Consider the following 17,012-nt stretch of genomic DNA (forward strand, 5'->3'; position numbering starts at 1 on the left):
ATAACCGCATGACGGTTTGATATTGCAGTCTTTTGTAGGCCGGGTAAGGCGAAAGCCGCCACCCGGCAGACATGCGAGCACAATTTTGCGTTGACCTTGCCCTCACCCCAGACCTCTCCCCTGGAAGAGGGAGCAAAGCCTAAAAAGTGCAATCTTCAGGGATTGCCCGGCGGCGCTGCGCTTGCGCGGGCCTACAGATAACCGCATGACGGTTTGATATTGCAGTCTTTTGTAGGCCGGGTAAGGCGAAAGCCGCCACCCGGCAGACATGCGAGCACAATAACGAAACAGGTTTGTCATCAGCCAGAAAAAGGCAATTGTCATTGCCTTTTTGCGTTGACCTTGTCCTCACCCCAGATACTCAATCACCGACAGCCCGCCGTTGTAATCGGTGCTGTAGATAATGCCCTGCGCATCGACAAACACATCGCAGGACTGGATCACCCGCGGGCGGCCGGGACGGGTATCCATCATCCTCTCAGGAGCAGCCGGCACCAGCGCCCCGGTCTCCAGCGGACGATACGGGTTGGAAATATCGTACGCCCGCACGCCGGCATTCTGATAGGTGGCGAAGATAAGCGTTGAGCTGACAAAGCTCCCCGGCCGGTTCTCATGCAGGTTATGCGGCCCGAAGTGCGCCCCTTTCGCCACATAGTCGATTTCATCAGGCTGTGGGAAAGTTGAGATACTTACCGGGTTCGCCGGCTCGCGAATATCAAACAGCCAGATCAGCTTCTCGCCGTCCTCCTGATTGTCGAGCACCGCTTCATCCAGCACCACCAGCAGATCGCGATCCGGCAGCGGCAGCGCGGTATGCGTTCCGCCGCCGAACGGCGGGCTCCAGTTGCGATGGCTGATCAGCGTCGGCTGGGTACGGTCTTTGACATCCAGCAGCGTCAGGCCGCCGTCGCGCCAGCTGCCGTAGGCGGTATCCCCGGCAATAATGGCGTGGTGCAGCGCATAGCGTTTACCCTGCGGCCAGTCCGGTGTTTCACCGCCCGCCTGGTGCATCCCCGGCAACCACCAGCGCCCGGCAACCTGCGGTTTACGCGGATCGGCCAGATCGATGGTCAGGAAGATGTAGTCGGTAAAACCGTCGATCAGCGCGGACACATACGCCCAGCGGCCGCCGACGTACCAGATGCGGTGAATGCCGATACCGCTCAGCGACAGAAAGCCAATTTCACGCGGCTTATCCGGCGTGGAGATATCAAACACGCGCAGCCCGGCGCTCCAGCCTTTGTCCTGCACATCGCTGACCGTGTCACCCACCGAGCGGGTGTAGTACACCTTCTCATCGGCAAAACGGGCGTCGGCAAACAGATCCCGGGCGTTGATCACCAGCAGCAGATCGTCATGCGCCTGGAGGTGCACGTTCCAGGTGCCCGGCGGTGCGGCAATATAGTTGACCGTGGTGGGCCGGGTCGGATCGCGCACATCGACCACGGAAAAACCCTGCGACACCATATGGCCAATATAGGCGAATCCGCGATGCACCATCAGCTGGACGCCGTCCGGACGACCGCCCTGGTCGCTATGGCCGATCAGCCGCATATTGCGGCTGTATTCTGGGGAAGGTAATGCTGACATAGGGAATTCCTTTCGCCCGGTGGCGCTGCGCTTACCGGGCCTACGGGCGCTGTTGGTTTTCCCCCTCTCCCTGTGGGAAAGGGCAACAGGCCGCCCCCGCCGCCACCCGGCTTCGTTTTATTTGTTTTTCGCTTCCAGCGTCGCAAACCACGGCGCGATAAAGTCTTCAGTCTGGCCCCAGCCCGGAATGATTTTCCCCAGCGTGGCCACGTTCACCGCCCCCGGCTGGGCCGCCAGCAGCGCCTGCGGGATCGCCGCCGCCTTGAAGTCGTAGGTGGCCGGCGTCGGTTCGCCGGCGATCTTATTGGCGATCAGCCGCACGTTGGTCGCGCCGATAAGCTTCGGATCCACCGCCACGCTCACCTTCCACGGGCTACCGGCTTCGCGCATCAGCTGCAGATCCTGGTTGGAAATATCAATACTGTAGAGTTTGATCTCGGTGCGGCCGTTCTCTTTCAGCGCCTTATAGGCCCCCTGGCTAAAGGCATCCCAGGTGCCCCAGATAGCGTCGATTTTCCCTTTCGGATATTTGGCGAGGATCGCCCCCACCTTGTTAGCGGTATCGCCCTGCACATCGGACGAAACGGCGCCGATCGACTCCAGCTCTTTAATCCCCGGATTTTGCTTCAGCAGCGTCTGGTAAGCCGCCTGACGGCGCTCCATTGGCGGGAAACCCGCCACCCAAAGCTTGACGATATTGGCTTTGCCGTTGAAGTCTTTCACCAGCTGGCCAAAGGAGAGATCGGTCAGTGAGGCGTCATCCTGCTGGCTGACCGTCACGCCGGGGATCTCGCCGCTCACCGCGGTATCGAACACCGCCACTTTGATCCCGGCGTCCACCACCTTCTTCACCAGGGCCGTCGAATAGGGGTCACGCCCCTGGGAGAGAATAATGCCGTCGTATTTCTGGCTGATCGCCTGGTTGACGAAGTCCTGGAATTTGGCGTCATCGCCGTTGCTCAGGAAGGTACTGATTTTGAAACCGAGCTTTTTGCCTTCCTGCAGCGCCCCGGCGACAAACTGGGTGGTGTTATCGTCAGACCCCAGGTTGCGGATCACTGCAATGCGGATCGGGCCGTTGTGTTCGGCAATGGCCGCCGGCACCGGCGTCGGGGCGGTGGCCAGCGCCGCCGTCGACTGCAGCAGACCCAGCGTAATGAGAGAGAGTGCGATCTTTTTCATGCGGTTTACCCTGTGAAATGTTAAGTACGGCGCTGAAAATAGGTCAGTGCCAGCGCGCCAGCCAGTACCAGCCCTTTAATAATGTCCATCGCGTAATACGGCACCGAGAGCATCACCAGCCCGTTGGAGAGCACGCCGAGGATCACCGCCCCCACCAGCGTCCCCAGGGCGTTCGGTTTGCCGGAGCCGGCCAGCGAAAAGCCGATCCAGGCCGCCGCCACCGCGTCCATCAGATAGCCGCCGCCGGCGTTAACCTGCGACGATCCGATACGCGAGGCCAGCAGAATGCCGCCGAGCCCGGCCAGCAGCGAGGCAATCACGTACGCCGCCACTTTATAACGCGTGATCCGCAGGCCGGAGAGCCGCGCCGCCTCCGGGTTGCCGCCGATGGCGTACATCCGCCGGCCGTGGGTGGTGAACGACAGCGCCAGCTGGGCGACCAGCGTCACCACCAGCATGATGATGACGATGGTCGGCACCTGGCCCAGCGCGCCAAACGCCGCCGGGAGGGTGCCTTCCGCCATTTCGCCGCTCGGCAGCACCATGTTTTCGGTAATCGACCCGCCGTAGCTGTATGTCATTGCCACCCCCTGAATCACAAACAGGCTGGCCAGGGTGGCGAGCATGTCGGGGATGCGCAGCACCACGATCAGAAAGGCGTTAAACAGCCCCACCAGGGTGCAAAGCGCGAGGGTGATCAGGATGGCTTCGGTGGTCCCCAGGCCGTGCCAGACAAACAGGGAGATCACCAGGGCGTTGGCCAGCGACGCCGTCGATCCGACGGAAAGATCGAAGCCGCCGATGGTGAGGGAAATCGACACCCCAATGGCAATCACCGTCACGATGGCTATCGAGCGCAGAATGTTGATGATGTTGAACGGGTCAAGGAAGTTGTCCGAGGCGAAGCCAAAGACCGCCACCAGCAGCACCACGGTCAGCAACATGCCCCACTTATAGAGAAAATCAAAAAATCGCTGACGGCCCGATACCGTCGCGTTCACTGCCAGGGCCTTGCTCACGCTGCCGCTCCTCCGGTTGAATAATAAAGCAGTGTCTCTTCCCGGGCTTCCGCGCCGGGGATCTCCGCCACGATCCGTCCGTCCCATAGTACGCAGATGCGGTCGCATAAACCGACCAGCTCGGCGAATTCACCCGAGGCATAAATCACCCCTTTGCCTTCCCGCGCCAGACCATCGATCAGCATGAACAGATCGGTTTTCGCTTTCACATCGACCCCTTTGGTCGGTTCGTCAAAAATCAAAACGTTGGCATCGCCGCGCAACCATTTGCCAATGGCCACCTTCTGCTGATTGCCGCCGGACAGACGGCGCAGCGTCTGACCGGGACCGGTAGCGCGCACGCCGAGGCGGGCTATCACCTCCTCCGCCCAGCGCCAGGCGTGGCGATGGCCGAACAGGCTCCAGCGCGAAAAGTGGTTATCGGCGCTGACCGCCAGGTTCATCGCGATCGGCTCTTCGATGAAAATGCCCTCTTTGCGCCGCTCCTCCGGGACCAGCGCCAGGCCGCGCCCCACCGAGTCGGCGGGATCCCGCGGCCGCCACGGCTGGCCGTTCAGCTCGCCGCGCTGCACCCGGCTTTTGCTGGCGCCGAACAGCGCTTTGCACAGCTCGGTTTTGCCCGCCCCGGCCAGCCCGGCGATCCCCAGAATTTCCCCCTTACGCAGGCGCAGCGAGATATCCTGCAGCAGCGCCTCATCGTGCAGTCCTTCCACCTGCAGCAGCACTTCTTCACCGTGCGGCGGACGCGGCGGCGGGAAGATATCGCTCAGCTCGTGGCCCAGCATCTTTTCGACAATCTGTTCCCCGCTCAGCGGCGCCATCGGGCCGCTCTCAATCAGACGCCCGTCGCGCAGCACCGTCAGGGTGTCGCAGATCGCCTTCAGCTCGTGGATGCGGTGCGAAATAAACACCACCCCGATCCCCTGCTGCTGCAGACGGCGTACCACCGCAAACAGGCGTTCGCTTTCATGCTGATCCAGCGGCGCGGTGGGTTCATCGAGGATCAGAAAGCGGCAATGGTGCGACAGGGCGCGGGCCAGCAGGATCTGCTGTTTTTCGGCGAGCGTGCAGCTGTCAATAGAGCGCCTGACGTCCAGCGCCACGTCCAGCTGCGCCAGCGCCTCGCGCGCCAGCTGCCGAACCCGCGACCAGCGGAAGGTCGTCCCCGGCTCCGCCAGCCTGTCCAGCATGATGTTTTCGGCAATGCTCATGCCCGGCACCAGCGCCACGTCCACCTCCTGCTGCACCAGGTGGATCCCCAGCTGTTTGGCATCCCGCGGCGAACGAATAGTGACCGGCTGGTTATTGATCGTCACTTCGCCCTGATAATGGGCGTGGGTGCCGCACAGCACCGCCATCAGCGTCGACTTACCCGCGCCGTTGGCGCCGGTCAGGGCATGCACCGACCCGCCATGAAGGGTGAAGGCCACCTTGTTCAGCGCCTGAAAGCCGGAGAAGGCCAGGCTAATGTTATGCATCTCAAGGCGATTCGCGCTCATCACTGCTCCCGTGCGGCAATTAATCTTCTGATTTAACGAATTTTTCATAGCCGCCGCTGGCTGACAACTGCGTAAAAAGCATAAGATACAACGAAATAATATTAGCCATCTGGATGTCCAGACATAACATCAGGTTAGCCCAACACCTATAAGGACAGCTTTCATGAGCAACAGCGAGATCCGCGTCGTGCCCGGCCCGGCCAACTATTTCTCCCACCCTGGCAGCCTTCAGCGGCTAAGCGATTTTTTTAACGCCGACCAGCTATCGCGGGCGGTGTGGGTCTATGGCGAGCGCGCCCTGGCCGGCGCCGAACCTTTTCTGCCGGCGGCCTTCCACCTGCCGGAGGCAAAAAAGATCCGCTTTACCGGCCACTGCAGCGAACGCGATGTGGCGGCGCTGGCGCAGGCCTCAGGTGACGATCGGGCGGTAGTGATTGGCGTAGGCGGCGGCGCGCTGCTCGACAGCGCGAAAGTGCTGGCCCGCCGCCTGGGGGTTCCGCTGGTGGCCATCCCGACCATCGCCGCCACCTGCGCGGCATGGACGCCGCTGTCGGTGTGGTACAGCGACGCCGGACAGGCCCTGAATTTTGAGATCTTCGATGACGCGAATTTCCTGGTGCTGGTCGAGCCGCGCATCATTCTCAACGCCCCGGCGGAGTACCTGCTGGCGGGCATTGGCGACACCTTAGCCAAATGGTATGAGGCAGTGGTGCTGGCGCCGCAGCCGGAGGCGCTGCCGCTCACCGTGCGGCTGGGGATTAACGGCGCGCTGGCGATCCGCGACGTGCTGCTGGCCAGCAGCGAAACGGCGCTAGCGGACCAGCGCCGCGGCGAGCTGACCCAGGCGTTTCGCGATGTGGTGGATGCGGTTATCGCCGGCGGCGGGATGGTTGGCGGGCTGGGGGAACGTTACACCCGGGTCGCCGCCGCCCACGCGGTGCATAACGGGCTGACGGTGCTGCCGCAGACGGATAAATTCCTCCACGGCACCAAGGTGGCCTACGGCATTCTGGTGCAAAGCGCCCTGCTCGGTCAGGATGAGGTCCTGGCGCAGCTGGTGCAGGCCTGGCAGCGCTTTAACCTGCCGGCGACGCTGGCGGCGCTGGAGGTCGATATCACTAACCGCGCAGAACTTGACCGGGTCATTGCCCATACCCTGCGCCCGGGCGAGTCGATTCACTATTTACCGGTGACGTTAACCCCTGAGGTTCTGCGCGCGGCGTTTGAGAAGGTGGAATACTTCAGCCGTTAATCACCCCGACCGTCTATACCTAATGATGATTCTCACCACTCTCGCAACGAGGTCATCATGCAGATCGATTTAACAGGTAAGAAGGCGCTGGTTACCGGCGCCAGCCGTGGGTTGGGTCGGGCTATCGCCCTGTCGCTGGCGCGCGCCGGCGCCGATGTGGTTATTACGTATGAAAAATCGGCCGATAAAGCCCAGGCGGTCGCCGACGAAATAAAAGCGCTGGGCCGGCACGGTGAAGCAGTGCAGGCCGACAGCGCCAGCGCGCAGGCGATTCAGGATGCCGTCACCCATGCGGCGCGTTCCCTCGGCGGGCTGGACATTCTGGTCAACAACGCCGGGATCGCGCGCGGCGGCCCGCTGGAGTCCATGACGCTGGCGGACATCGACGCGCTTATCAACGTCAATATTCGTGGGGTGGTTATCGCCATCCAGGAGGCGCTGGTGCATATGTCAGACGGCGGGCGCATCATCAACATCGGCAGCTGTCTGGCTAACCGCGTGGCGCAGCCGGGCATCGCGGTTTACTCGATGACCAAGTCCGCCCTCAACTCCCTTACCCGCGGCCTGGCGCGCGATTTAGGCCCCCGCGGGATCACCGTTAACCTCGTCCATCCCGGCCCGACCAACAGCGATATGAACCCGGAAGACGGCGAGCAGGCCGATGCCCAGCGTCAACTTATTGCGTTAGGTCACTACGGCCAGCCGGAAGACATCGCCGCGGCGGTCACCTTCCTCGCCAGCCCGGCCGCCGGGCAGATCTCCGGCACCGGGCTGGACGTGGATGGCGGTTTGAACGCCTGATCGCACATTTTCTGCAAGCCTCTGTCGCCCGGCAGAGGCCTTTTCGAGCCGCCTCGACGGGTTGCGTTTTGCCGCTTACCTGCGTTTTTTCTCCGCTCTACCCTACCCCATAAGAAATTCGGAATTTATCTAATAGTCTTATTATTTCCTTATATTTTGTGTGGTCGTACAGTGGAGGTACAGATGAAGATTGTCTGGTCAAAAACGGCAGATAAGCCATTTTCTAAAATCGATAGTGGCGGTTAAACGCCGAACCACCACCACCTACCTGCATGAGGAGCATGCCGAATATGACTATTCAGTACATCAAGGATGAAGAAGGAAAAGACCAGTATGTCGTCATTCCTTACAGTGATTACTTTCGTATGCGCCTGGCTCTGCTGGAGTACGACGACGAGGATGAAAGCGACTGGGAAGATATTCCTTATGAATCAGACATCTATGATAACGTCATGCTGCCAGGCGAAGTATGCGACGTGATGCATAAAGAAAACGTCAGCCTGCAGGCTGCGTGGCGCATCCTGCGCGGGATGTCCCAGCAGGAGGTCGCCGAAAAGCTCGGCATCAGCCAGTCCGCCGTGTCACAGCTGGAAGCGCTGGACTCTCGTCCGCAGAAGCGCACCCGCGAGAAGCTGGCGGCGCTCTACGGCTGTAAGCAGGAGCAGATCAGCCTCTATCTGCCGAAAGAGGGTTAACAGCACTTCGCCCCGCCCTTGCCGCCGTAGCGGGCGTCCTGGCGTTCGCGGAAAAATGCTTCGTAGGTCATTGGCGTCTGATCCGGATGGTTGACGCGCATGTGCTCGACGTAGTTGTCGTAATCCGGCACGCCGATCATCATTTTGGCGGCCTGGCCCAGGTACTTACCTGCTTTGGAAAGGGTGTCGAACATAATTCTGATCTCACAGAAAAAGTACGCCGGGTAAGGCGAAGCCGCCACCCGGCACACAGGTTAATGCGCCCCTTTCGCCTGGGTCACTATCGCGTCCAGGTTTTCAGGCATTGGCTCATACGGTGTCTCTTTCGCCGTCGGTTTATTCTCTTTCAGCGCCGCCAGCGCGGTTTTAATCGAGAACAGCGCCAGCACCACCACCACGATCATAAAGAAGATGGTCAGCCCGGCATCGAGACGGTTGTTAAACACCAGCTGTGCCAGCTGCGACTCGGTGTACTGCGCCGGGATTTTGCCGCTGTCGATCATCGCCTGGAACTTGTTGGCAATCGCCAGGAAGCCCACTTTATTGTCCGGGCTGAAGGCCTTCTGCCAGCCGGCGGTGAGGGTACAGATCAGCAGCCAGGCCGTCGGCACCAGCGCCACCCACGCATAGCGCTGACGTTTCATCTTGAACAGCACCACTGCGCAGAGCATCAGCGCCATCCCCGCCAGCATCTGGTTGGCGATACCGAACAGCGGCCACAGGGTGTTAATGCCGCCCAGCGGATCGACCACTCCCTGATGGAGGAAGTAGCCCCACGCCAGCACGCACAGCGCCGTCGCCAGCAGGTTAGCCGGTAACGAGTCAGTACGCTTCAGGTTCGGAGAGATCACCCCCAGCAGATCCTGCAGCATAAAGCGCGCCGCACGGGTGCCGGCATCCACCGCCGTCAGGATAAACAGCGCTTCAAACAGAATGGCGAAGTGGTACCAGAACGAAACGTCCATCAACCCGCCCAGCGCGCCGTGGAGAATGTAGGCCATGCCCACCGCCAGCGTAGGCGCCCCGCCGGCGCGGGAGATGATGGACTGCTCGCCCACCTCATTGGCGATATGCGTCAACGTTTCCGGGGTAATCGCAAAGCCCCAACCGCTCACCACCTGCGCCGCCGACGCCACCACATCGGTGGTTCCCGCCGGCGCCAGCACCGCCATCGGGCTGTTCATCGCGAAGTAGACGCCCGGGTCAATGATACAGGCGGCCACCAGCGCCATAATCGCCACGAAGGATTCCATCAGCATGCCGCCGTAGCCGATAAAGCAGGCCTGATTTTCATTCGCCAGCATCTTCGGCGTGGTACCGGAGGCAATCAGGGCGTGGAAGCCCGACACCGCGCCGCAAGCGATGGTGATAAACAGGAACGGGAACAGGTTGCCAGTCCATACCGGGCCAGTGCCGTCGATAAATTTGGTCAGCGCCGGCATGGTCAGGGTCGGACGCATAATCAGAATGCCGATCGCCAGACCGACGATAGTGCCGATTTTCAGGAAGGTGGAGAGGTAGTCGCGCGGGGCGAGCAGCAGCCAGACCGGCAGCACTGCGGCGACAAAGCCGTAGCCCACCAGCATCCAGGTGAGTTGGACGCCGGTAAAGTCAAAGAACGGCGCCCAGGTCGGGCTTTCCGCTACCCAGCCGCCGGAGATAATGGCGAATACCAGCAATACCAGCCCAATCACCGACACTTCGCCAATGCGCCCCGGGCGCAGATAGCGAATATAGATCCCCATAAACAGCGCCAGCGGAATGGTAAAGGCCACGGTATAGGTTCCCCACGGGCTGTGGGTCAGCGCTTTCACCACGATCATCGCCAGCACCGCGAGGATGATCACCATGATCATAAAGGTCGCCACCAGGGCAATCACCCCGGCGGTCGCCCCCATCTCCTCTTTCACCAGCTCGCCCAGCGAACGGCCGTCGCGCCGGGTGGAAACGAACAGCACCATAAAGTCCTGCACCGCCCCAGCCAGCACTACGCCGGCGAGGATCCAGATCATCCCCGGCAGATAGCCCATCTGCGCGGCGAGCACCGGGCCCACCAACGGCCCCGCGCCGGCGATGGCGGCAAAATGGTGACCGAACAGCACTTTTTTGTCAGTCGGGACATAGTCGAGGCCATCGTTATGCCGCACCGCGGGCGTCATACGCGTCGGGTCGACGCCGAGCACGGTTTTGGCGATATACAGGCCGTAAAAACGATACGCGATCAGATAAACGCAGACTGCCGCGACGACAATCCACAGCGCGTTGATCTGCTCACCCCGGTTTAAAGCAATGTAGCCGAGGGCAAAGGCTCCGATCACGGAGAGCAGTGCCCAGATAAGGTATTTCCCTGAATTATTCATTGTTGTGGTCCACCGGTAGGGTAATCAGGATGTTACAGTTTGTTTCTAGAACACAACGCAGAATTTAACAACATCGAAACAGCGCAGATGCCGTCCACCCACAGAGATTTGTCTCACATTGCTAGCGAGATCACTTAAGGCAGGAAAATGAATGAAAGGATTATCGTGAACGGTGCCGTTTGTTTGTCGGGTGGCGGCTAACGCCTTACCCGACCTACAGATCCGTAGTCCGGCTAAGCGCAGCGCAAGCCGGGGAAACAGCGGCTTCCTGACCCAGAAACCGTAGCCCTGCTAAGTACAGCCGAGCAGGGATATTCCCGGATGGCGGCGCGCTGCGCCTTATCCGGGCTACCCATTGCGCCGATACGTAGCCCGGCTCAGCGCAGCGCAAGCCGGGGAAAGCGTGGCTACTTAGCCCAGCACCGCGGTGCCCAGACGACAGGTGCAGCAGCGCCGCCCCTTCTCGTCATACACCACAATCTCCCAGCTCTGGCTCTGCCGGCCAAGATGCAGCGGGCGGCACTCGCCGCGCACTTTCCCGCTGGAGACCGCCCGGTGATGGGTGGCGTTCAGCTCGGTGCCGACCACGCACTGCCCCTCGTCGGTCATCAGCCAGCCGGCCATCGACCCCAGCGTCTCCGCCAGCGCCGCTGAAGCGCCGCCGTGCAGCAGGCCAAACGGCTGATGGGTGCGGGCATCCACCGGCATCTCCGCCTCCAACAGCCCCGCCTCCAGCCGGGTGTAGACGATCCCCAGATGCGCCACCAGGGTGTTTTCGCTGCTGGCGTTCAGCGCCGCCAGCGTGAGCGCTCGTTTCCAGGCCATTTACGCCCCCAGCGTCGAGCCGCCGTCCACCACGATATCCTGCAGGGTGATATGGCTGGCATGAGCAGAGGCGAGGAACAGAATGGTATTCGCAATCTCCTGCGGGCGGGCAATTTTACCCAGCGGGATGCCGAGCTTAAACTGCTCGCCGAAACCGCGGATCCGTTGCTGCTCCGCATCGTCACTGACCCACAGTGTGCGCTGCATATCGGTATCGGTAGAGCCCGGCGAGACCAGATTACAGCGCACCCCGCTGCCCGCCAGCTCAAGGCCGACGGTCAGCGCCAGGCTTTTCAGCGCCGCCTTCGAGGCGCCATAGGCGCTCATGCCGATGCGCGGCGTGTGCGCGGCATCGGAGGCGACGGTGACGATGGCCCCGCCCCGCTGGCGACGGAACTGGGCCATCGTCTGCTGAAACAGGTTGAACGCCCCGCCGACGTTGACCGCGAAGGTCTGCTGCCAGTCTTCCGCGCTTAGCTGGTCGGTGGCGCCCATGCGCAGGATCCCGGCGGCGTTCACCAGCACGTCTAACCGCTCGGTGTTCGCCAACAGGCGGCTGCACACCTCGCGCACCCGGTCGGCATCGGCGACGTCCAGCGTTTCGGTCGCAAACGGGTAGCGTTCGCCGTCAAAGGCGAGGTCGAAACCGATGACGTTGGCGCCGGCCTCCACAAAAGCCAGCGCGGTGGCATAACCGATCCCTTTACCTGCGCCGGTCACCCACACGGTCTGACCGCGAAAATCCAGCGCCGCCATTATCGCACCTCGCGGGAAAGCAGCGCCCACCAGGCGTCGATGGTCGGGTTTTTCGCCAGCATCACGAAGTCGATATCGCCGTGCACTTTGCGCCAGCGGGCGGCCAGGGCCATCATCCGCACCGAATCCAGACCGTAGTCGATCAGATTTTCATCATCCAGCGGTTCGTCGGATTCGTCGAGCAGCGGCAGGATCAGCGCGCGCAGCGCCGCTTTGGAGGCCGGCAGCGGCAACAGCGCTTCGGTCATCACCACGCGGCCGGAGCGGCCGGCGACGTATTTCAGCGCCATCAGGTGCTCTTCGCGGCTGAAGTCCGCCAGCGCGTCGGCGACAAAGAACGGTTTGATATCGCGCATAAAGGCGTCGGTGGCGGTGGTCATGCAGCCGATATGGGCATACACGCCGGTGATGATCAGCTGGTCGCGGCCGCTCTCCTTCAGCATCGCCTCCAGCGGCGAGCGATGAAACGCGCTGTAGCGCCATTTCACCAGCACGGTGTCGCCTTCATCCGGCGCCAGGGCGGCAATCACCTGCTGCTGCTCCGGCGAACGGGTCAGCCCCGGCCCCCACATATCATTCAGCAGCGCGCGATCTTCGTCGCTCTGCTCTTTCGGCTGGGCGGTGTAGTACACCGGAATGCCGTTCTGTTTGCAGAAGTCGCGCAGGGCGGCGATATTGGCCACCACTTTCTCCATCATCGCGCTGTTTTCGCCCCAGAAATTGAGGAAATACTCCTGCATATCGTGGATCAGCAACGCGGCGCGGGAAGGCTCAAAGGCCCAGCTGACTTTGTTCGCCGGGATATCGCTGGCTTCCGGCAGCGCGTAAGCCTGTAATTTAGGGATTGCCATTTTCTGTTCTCCTTCAGCCCAGCTTGCCTTCGGCCAGCCACTGACGTAATTGTTTCTTATCGACTTTGCCCACCGGCGTCAGCGGCAGCGCGGCAACGCACTCCACGCGGTCTGGCAGTTTAAATTCAGCCACCCCCTGCTCGCGCAGGAAGCGGCGCACCGCGACGGCGCGCAGCGGCGAGGTCGCCACCAGGTAAGCGCAGCTCTTCTCGCCCAGCAGGTTGTCCTCAATACTGACCAGCGCGGCGTGGATCACCGCCTCATGGCGCAGCAGCAGGTTTTCGATCTCTTCGGCGGCGATCTTCTCGCCGCCGCGGTTGATCTGGTCTTTTTCCCGGCCCTGGACGGTGATATACCCGTCTTCATCGATCGATATCAGATCGCCGGAACAGTAAAACCCGTCGGCGTCAAAGGCTTCCGCGTTATGCTGCGGGCTGTTGTAGTAGCCGCGGAAGGTGTACGGCCCGCGGGTCATCAGGCGGCCCACTTCGCCGCGCGGCAGCGGGTTGCCGTCGGCATCCGCCACCCACACTTCATCGTCCGGGCACATCGGGCAGCCCTGGGTATGAATAATCCGCTCAGGGCTGTCGTTAAGGCGGGTGTAATTCACCAGCCCCTCCGCCATGCCGAACACCTGCTGCAGCTGGCAGCCAATTTCCGCCGGGATGCGCGCGGCAAGGGTCGCCGACAGGCGCGCGCCGCCGACCTGCAGCAGCTGCAGCGACTGCAGCTGGGCATTGCCGCCCCATTCATGGATCGCCTGCAGCCACAGGCTGACCGCCGGCGGCACCAGCGAGGCGACGTTGATCTGATGTTTTTCAATCAGCGGGAAACAGAGGGTGGCGCTGGGGTCGGCGGCGAGGATCACCCGCCCGCCGGCGAGGAAAACGCCCAGCGACCCCGGGGAGCTCATCGCATAGTTATGCGCCGCCGGCAGCGCGTTGAGGTAGCGCGTCTCAGCGTTAATCCCGCAGATCTCGTTGCTGCGGCGGATACTGTAGTCGTAATCGTTATGGGTACGCGGGATCAGCTTCGGCGTCCCGGTGCTGCCGCCGGAGAGCTGGAAAAAGGCCACTTCGTCGGCAGGGGTTGGGTTAGCGATAAAGTTATCCGCCGGGTGGTTAATCTCCGTCGCCAGATCGCGCTCGCCGCCGTCGTTACGCAGCAGCGCCACGCGCAGGGAAGGATGTTCAGCGATAAACGCGTGAAGAAAGCTATCGTCGGCAAACAGCGCGTGCTCGCGGTCGGCGATCAGCAGCGCCGGTTTAATCTGCGCGGCGTAGGCGTTAAGCTCGCTGCGCTGGTGGCTGAACAACGCGTTCACCGGCGCGACGCCGATGCGCAGCAGCGCGAAGAAGGTGATGTAAAACTCGGCGACGTTGCCCAGCTGCACCAGCGCGGTTTCCCCGCGCTTCAGTCCCTGACGCTGCAGAGAGCAGGCAAGGTTGTCCACCCGCTGGTTAAACTGGCGGTAGCTAATGTGTCGATCGCCATCGATAATCGCCACGGCGTCGTTTTCCGCGTGACGGGTGATCAGATTGGTTAATGGCAGATCCTGCCAGTAGCCTTTTTGGCGATAGCGGGCCGCGAACTCATCCGGCCAACGGGTAAATGCAATCATCCTTGCCTCTTAATTCAAGCCAAATACGTTAAGCATGGTGGTCAGTTTGACGCCGGTTTCGCGCCATTCGCCCAGCGGCGAGGAGGCCGGAACGATGCCCGCGCCGGCAAACAGGCGCAGCGTACGCTGCTGCAGACGCGCGCAGCGGATGGTCACCACCCATTCGCCGTTGCCTTCATCGTCACACCAGCCGACGATACCGCCGAACAGCTGGCGGTCGAAGGGTTCCAGGTCGGCAATCAGGCGCTTCGCCGCCTGGTGCGGGAAGCCGCTCAGCGCCGGAGTCGGGTGCAGCAGGCAGGCCAGCGACATGGCGTTTTCTTCCGCCAGCGCCGTGCCCTCGATCGGCGTCGCCAGATGCCAGAGCGTCGGGGTGGTGATCAGCTGCGGCGATGCCGGCAGCGACAGCTGGCTGCTGCGCGGGCCCAGCACGCTCTTCATCGCCTGGGTCACCAGTTCGTGCTCGTGGCGATCTTTGCCGGACGCCAGCAGCCTGTTGCCCGCTTCGCGGTCCAGCACATCGTCCGGCTGGCGGCGGGCGGAGCCGGCCAGCGGCAGCGAGCTGAAGTGCGGTCCTTCTTTACGCAGCAGCAGCTCCGGGCTGGCGCCCAGCAGCACGCCGCCGTCGGAGAGCGGCACATGGAAGTTGAAGCTGGCGGGGTTCTGGGCGATCAGTCGCTCCATCAGGGCGCCGCTATCGACAGGATCGCGGGTGATGATATCGATAAGTCGTGATAGCACCACTTTGTCCACTTCCGGCGTGGCGGTCAGCGCGGCGGCGCGTTCCACCATGGCTAAAAACGCATCCTGTTCCGGGATCTCCCGGCGCTCCACCACCTCCATCGCCTCCAGCGGCGCGGCATAGCGGGCGGAACGCTGTTTTTCCGGGCGCGAGAACGCTTCCCAGCGCTCCGGGATATAGAGCTCGGAAGGCTGACAGGTGTCGAACGGGATGGCCCCAACCATCACTGGCTTGCGGATCCCCGCCGCCCGGGCCTCGGCAAAGGCGGCGGCCATCTGCTGCTGGAACTCGCCATTCAGCGCATCGCCGCCGTCGGCGGGCGCTGAGAAGCGGCGGAAGCAGCCTGAGGTGCTAAAACTGCGGTACGGCGACATAAAGAAGAAGCTGTCCGGCGACAAGGTCCGGGTAGATTTCTGTACATCCTCAGCCAGTGACGTTTCCATATCATCCTCCAAAAACGATAAATATATTACGAATAATTATCATTTGTATTTTGGTTGGCTAACCTAAAAGGTATTGCCCGTCATGTCAACCGCGTTACGTCATCGCGCCGCCACTTTGGCTTGCATCCTGTCGGCGCAAAGTTGAAAATGAGACGCATTTATTACCCTTCGAATCAGGATGCGATGACGTGAACTTCTCTTCTTTTTACCGCCGCGGTGCGCTGGCCGGGATGCTGTTGTTTTTAGGAATTACCTCAGCCCAGGCGGCGGACTGGCCGCGCCAGGTCACCGACAGCTACGGGACGCACACCCTGCCGAGCCAGCCGCTGCGCATTGTCTCCACCAGCGTGACCCTCACCGGCTCGCTGCTGGCGATCGACGCCCCGGTGGTCGCCAGCGGCGCCACCACCCCGAACAACCGCGTGGCCGATAGCCAGGGCTTTCTGCGCCAGTGGAGTGAGGTCGCCAAAGCCCGCAAGCTGACGCGGCTGTACATCGGCGAACCGAGCGCGGAAGCGGTGGCCGCCCAGATGCCAGATCTGATCCTGGTGAGCGCCACCGGCGGCGACTCCGCCCTGCCGCTGTACGATCAGCTCAAAACGATCGCCCCGACGCTGGTCATCAACTATGACGATAAAAGCTGGCAAACGCTGCTTACCCAGTTGGGACAGATCACCGGCCATGAGCAACAGGCCAGCGCGCGCATCGCCGACTTCAATAAACAGCTCGTTTCGTTAAAAGAAAAAATGAAGCTGCCGCCGCAGCCGGTCACCGCCCTCGTCTATACCGCCGCCGCGCACAGCGCCAATATCTGGACGCCGGAATCGGCCCAGGGGCAGATGCTCGAACAGCTGGGCTTTAGCCTGGCGACGCTGCCGGGCGGCCTGCCCGCCAGCCATAGTCAAGGCAAACGCCACGATATCGTGCAGCTGGGCGGGGAGAACCTGGCCGCCGGTCTGAACGGCCAGAGCCTGTTCCTGTTCGCCGGCGACCAGAAAGATGTCGATGCCATTTACGCCAACCCGCTGCTGGCGCATCTCCCGGCGGTCGAAGGCAAACGCGTTTACCCGCTGGGCACCGAGACCTTCCGTCTTGACTACTACAGCGCCCTGCTGGTGCTCCAGCGTCTCTCCAGCCTGTTCGGCTAACGCGGGCCGTGCCATCGGGACGGGAACGCAGCCTGAACGCTTTGCCGGGCGGCGCTGCGCTTGCCCGGCCTACAATGCTTGCGCCCTCCAGGCCAGACCCCAGGCCCGGTAAGGCGTAGCCGCCACCGGGCATCAGGACGGGTACGCGGTCGGAACACATTGCCGGGCGGCGCTACGCTTGCACCGGCCTACAATGCTTGCGCCCTCCAGGCCAGACCTTCGGCCCGG

15 protein-coding genes and 1 pseudogene are annotated in these 17,012 nt (G+C 62.0%); 5 read left to right on the top strand and 11 right to left on the bottom strand.

Going from position 1 to position 17,012, the window contains the following annotated elements; genetic code table 11:
- Positions 1 to 348: 348 nt before the first annotated feature.
- From AC6CWS_RS25760 to AC6CWS_RS25775, 4 genes are all read right to left on the bottom strand, one after another.
- Entirely contained in the window at positions 349 to 1,590 is a 1,242-nt protein-coding gene (locus AC6CWS_RS25760; protein WP_048297023.1) for an LVIVD repeat-containing protein, read from the bottom strand.
- Between the two features lie 117 nt (positions 1,591 to 1,707).
- On the bottom strand, positions 1,708 to 2,772 hold the full coding sequence (locus AC6CWS_RS25765) for a sugar ABC transporter substrate-binding protein (protein WP_065882558.1): 1,065 nt from the start codon (positions 2,770 to 2,772) through the stop codon (positions 1,708 to 1,710).
- A 20-nt stretch (positions 2,773 to 2,792) separates the two neighbouring features.
- Positions 2,793 to 3,791, bottom strand: coding sequence for an ABC transporter permease (locus AC6CWS_RS25770; protein ID WP_044521561.1), 999 nt, complete (start codon positions 3,789 to 3,791; stop codon positions 2,793 to 2,795).
- Complete coding sequence (locus AC6CWS_RS25775; protein ID WP_048334369.1) at positions 3,788 to 5,290, bottom strand: sugar ABC transporter ATP-binding protein; 1,503 nt, start codon at positions 5,288 to 5,290, stop codon at positions 3,788 to 3,790. Before AC6CWS_RS25775 ends, AC6CWS_RS25770 begins: the two co-directional genes overlap by 4 nt.
- A 163-nt stretch (positions 5,291 to 5,453) precedes the next feature.
- Here AC6CWS_RS25775 and AC6CWS_RS25780 point away from each other — a divergent pair, with 163 nt between their 5' ends.
- From AC6CWS_RS25780 to AC6CWS_RS25795, 4 genes and pseudogenes are all read left to right on the top strand, one after another.
- Positions 5,454 to 6,542 carry an oxidoreductase gene (locus AC6CWS_RS25780; RefSeq protein WP_023288793.1) on the top strand — a complete coding sequence of 363 codons (1,089 nt, stop codon included), beginning with the start codon at positions 5,454 to 5,456 and terminating at the stop codon, positions 6,540 to 6,542.
- Between the two features lie 57 nt (positions 6,543 to 6,599).
- On the top strand, positions 6,600 to 7,343 hold the full coding sequence (locus AC6CWS_RS25785; RefSeq protein WP_023288792.1) for an SDR family NAD(P)-dependent oxidoreductase: 744 nt from the start codon (positions 6,600 to 6,602) through the stop codon (positions 7,341 to 7,343).
- Positions 7,344 to 7,575: 232 nt separating this feature from the next.
- Positions 7,576 to 7,659, top strand: a pseudogene (locus tag AC6CWS_RS25790) (type II toxin-antitoxin system RelE family toxin); the annotation flags it as partial.
- Entirely contained in the window at positions 7,634 to 8,038 is a 405-nt protein-coding gene (locus AC6CWS_RS25795; RefSeq protein ID WP_032455082.1) for a helix-turn-helix domain-containing protein, read from the top strand. The pseudogene AC6CWS_RS25790 and the gene AC6CWS_RS25795, both read left to right, overlap by 26 nt.
- Here AC6CWS_RS25795 and AC6CWS_RS25800 read toward each other — a convergent pair.
- From AC6CWS_RS25800 to entC, 7 genes are all read right to left on the bottom strand, one after another.
- Positions 8,035 to 8,232 (bottom strand): YbdD/YjiX family protein, encoded by a 198-nt coding sequence (locus tag AC6CWS_RS25800; RefSeq protein WP_023288790.1) that lies wholly within the window; start codon positions 8,230 to 8,232, stop codon positions 8,035 to 8,037. The two genes, AC6CWS_RS25795 and AC6CWS_RS25800, sit on opposite strands and share 4 nt — an antisense overlap.
- A 60-nt stretch (positions 8,233 to 8,292) precedes the next feature.
- The gene (gene cstA / locus AC6CWS_RS25805) at positions 8,293 to 10,398 is read right to left on the bottom strand and encodes a pyruvate/proton symporter CstA (protein ID WP_023288789.1); all 2,106 of its coding nucleotides are present in this window, start codon (positions 10,396 to 10,398) and stop codon (positions 8,293 to 8,295) included.
- A gap of 411 nt (positions 10,399 to 10,809) precedes the next feature.
- A complete protein-coding gene (gene entH / locus AC6CWS_RS25810) occupies positions 10,810 to 11,223 on the bottom strand; it encodes a proofreading thioesterase EntH (RefSeq protein WP_023288788.1) in 414 nt (137 codons plus the stop codon).
- A complete protein-coding gene (gene entA / locus AC6CWS_RS25815; RefSeq protein ID WP_101995074.1) occupies positions 11,224 to 11,970 on the bottom strand; it encodes a 2,3-dihydro-2,3-dihydroxybenzoate dehydrogenase EntA in 747 nt (248 codons plus the stop codon).
- Between the two features lie 8 nt (positions 11,971 to 11,978).
- Positions 11,979 to 12,830, bottom strand: coding sequence for an enterobactin biosynthesis bifunctional isochorismatase/aryl carrier protein EntB (entB, locus tag AC6CWS_RS25820; protein WP_065882560.1), 852 nt, complete (start codon positions 12,828 to 12,830; stop codon positions 11,979 to 11,981).
- Between the two features lie 13 nt (positions 12,831 to 12,843).
- Positions 12,844 to 14,451: a (2,3-dihydroxybenzoyl)adenylate synthase EntE gene (gene entE / locus AC6CWS_RS25825; RefSeq protein WP_065882561.1), complete on the bottom strand. Its 1,608-nt coding sequence runs from the start codon at positions 14,449 to 14,451 to the stop codon at positions 12,844 to 12,846.
- A 9-nt stretch (positions 14,452 to 14,460) separates the two neighbouring features.
- A complete protein-coding gene (gene entC, locus AC6CWS_RS25830) occupies positions 14,461 to 15,636 on the bottom strand; it encodes an isochorismate synthase EntC (protein WP_140599618.1) in 1,176 nt (391 codons plus the stop codon).
- Between the two features lie 188 nt (positions 15,637 to 15,824).
- Here entC and fepB point away from each other — a divergent pair, with 188 nt between their 5' ends.
- The gene (gene fepB / locus AC6CWS_RS25835; RefSeq protein ID WP_032455076.1) at positions 15,825 to 16,784 is read left to right on the top strand and encodes a Fe2+-enterobactin ABC transporter substrate-binding protein; all 960 of its coding nucleotides are present in this window, start codon (positions 15,825 to 15,827) and stop codon (positions 16,782 to 16,784) included.
- Positions 16,785 to 17,012 lie beyond the last annotated feature (228 nt).

The organism is Klebsiella sp. M041 (assembly GCF_059759695.1).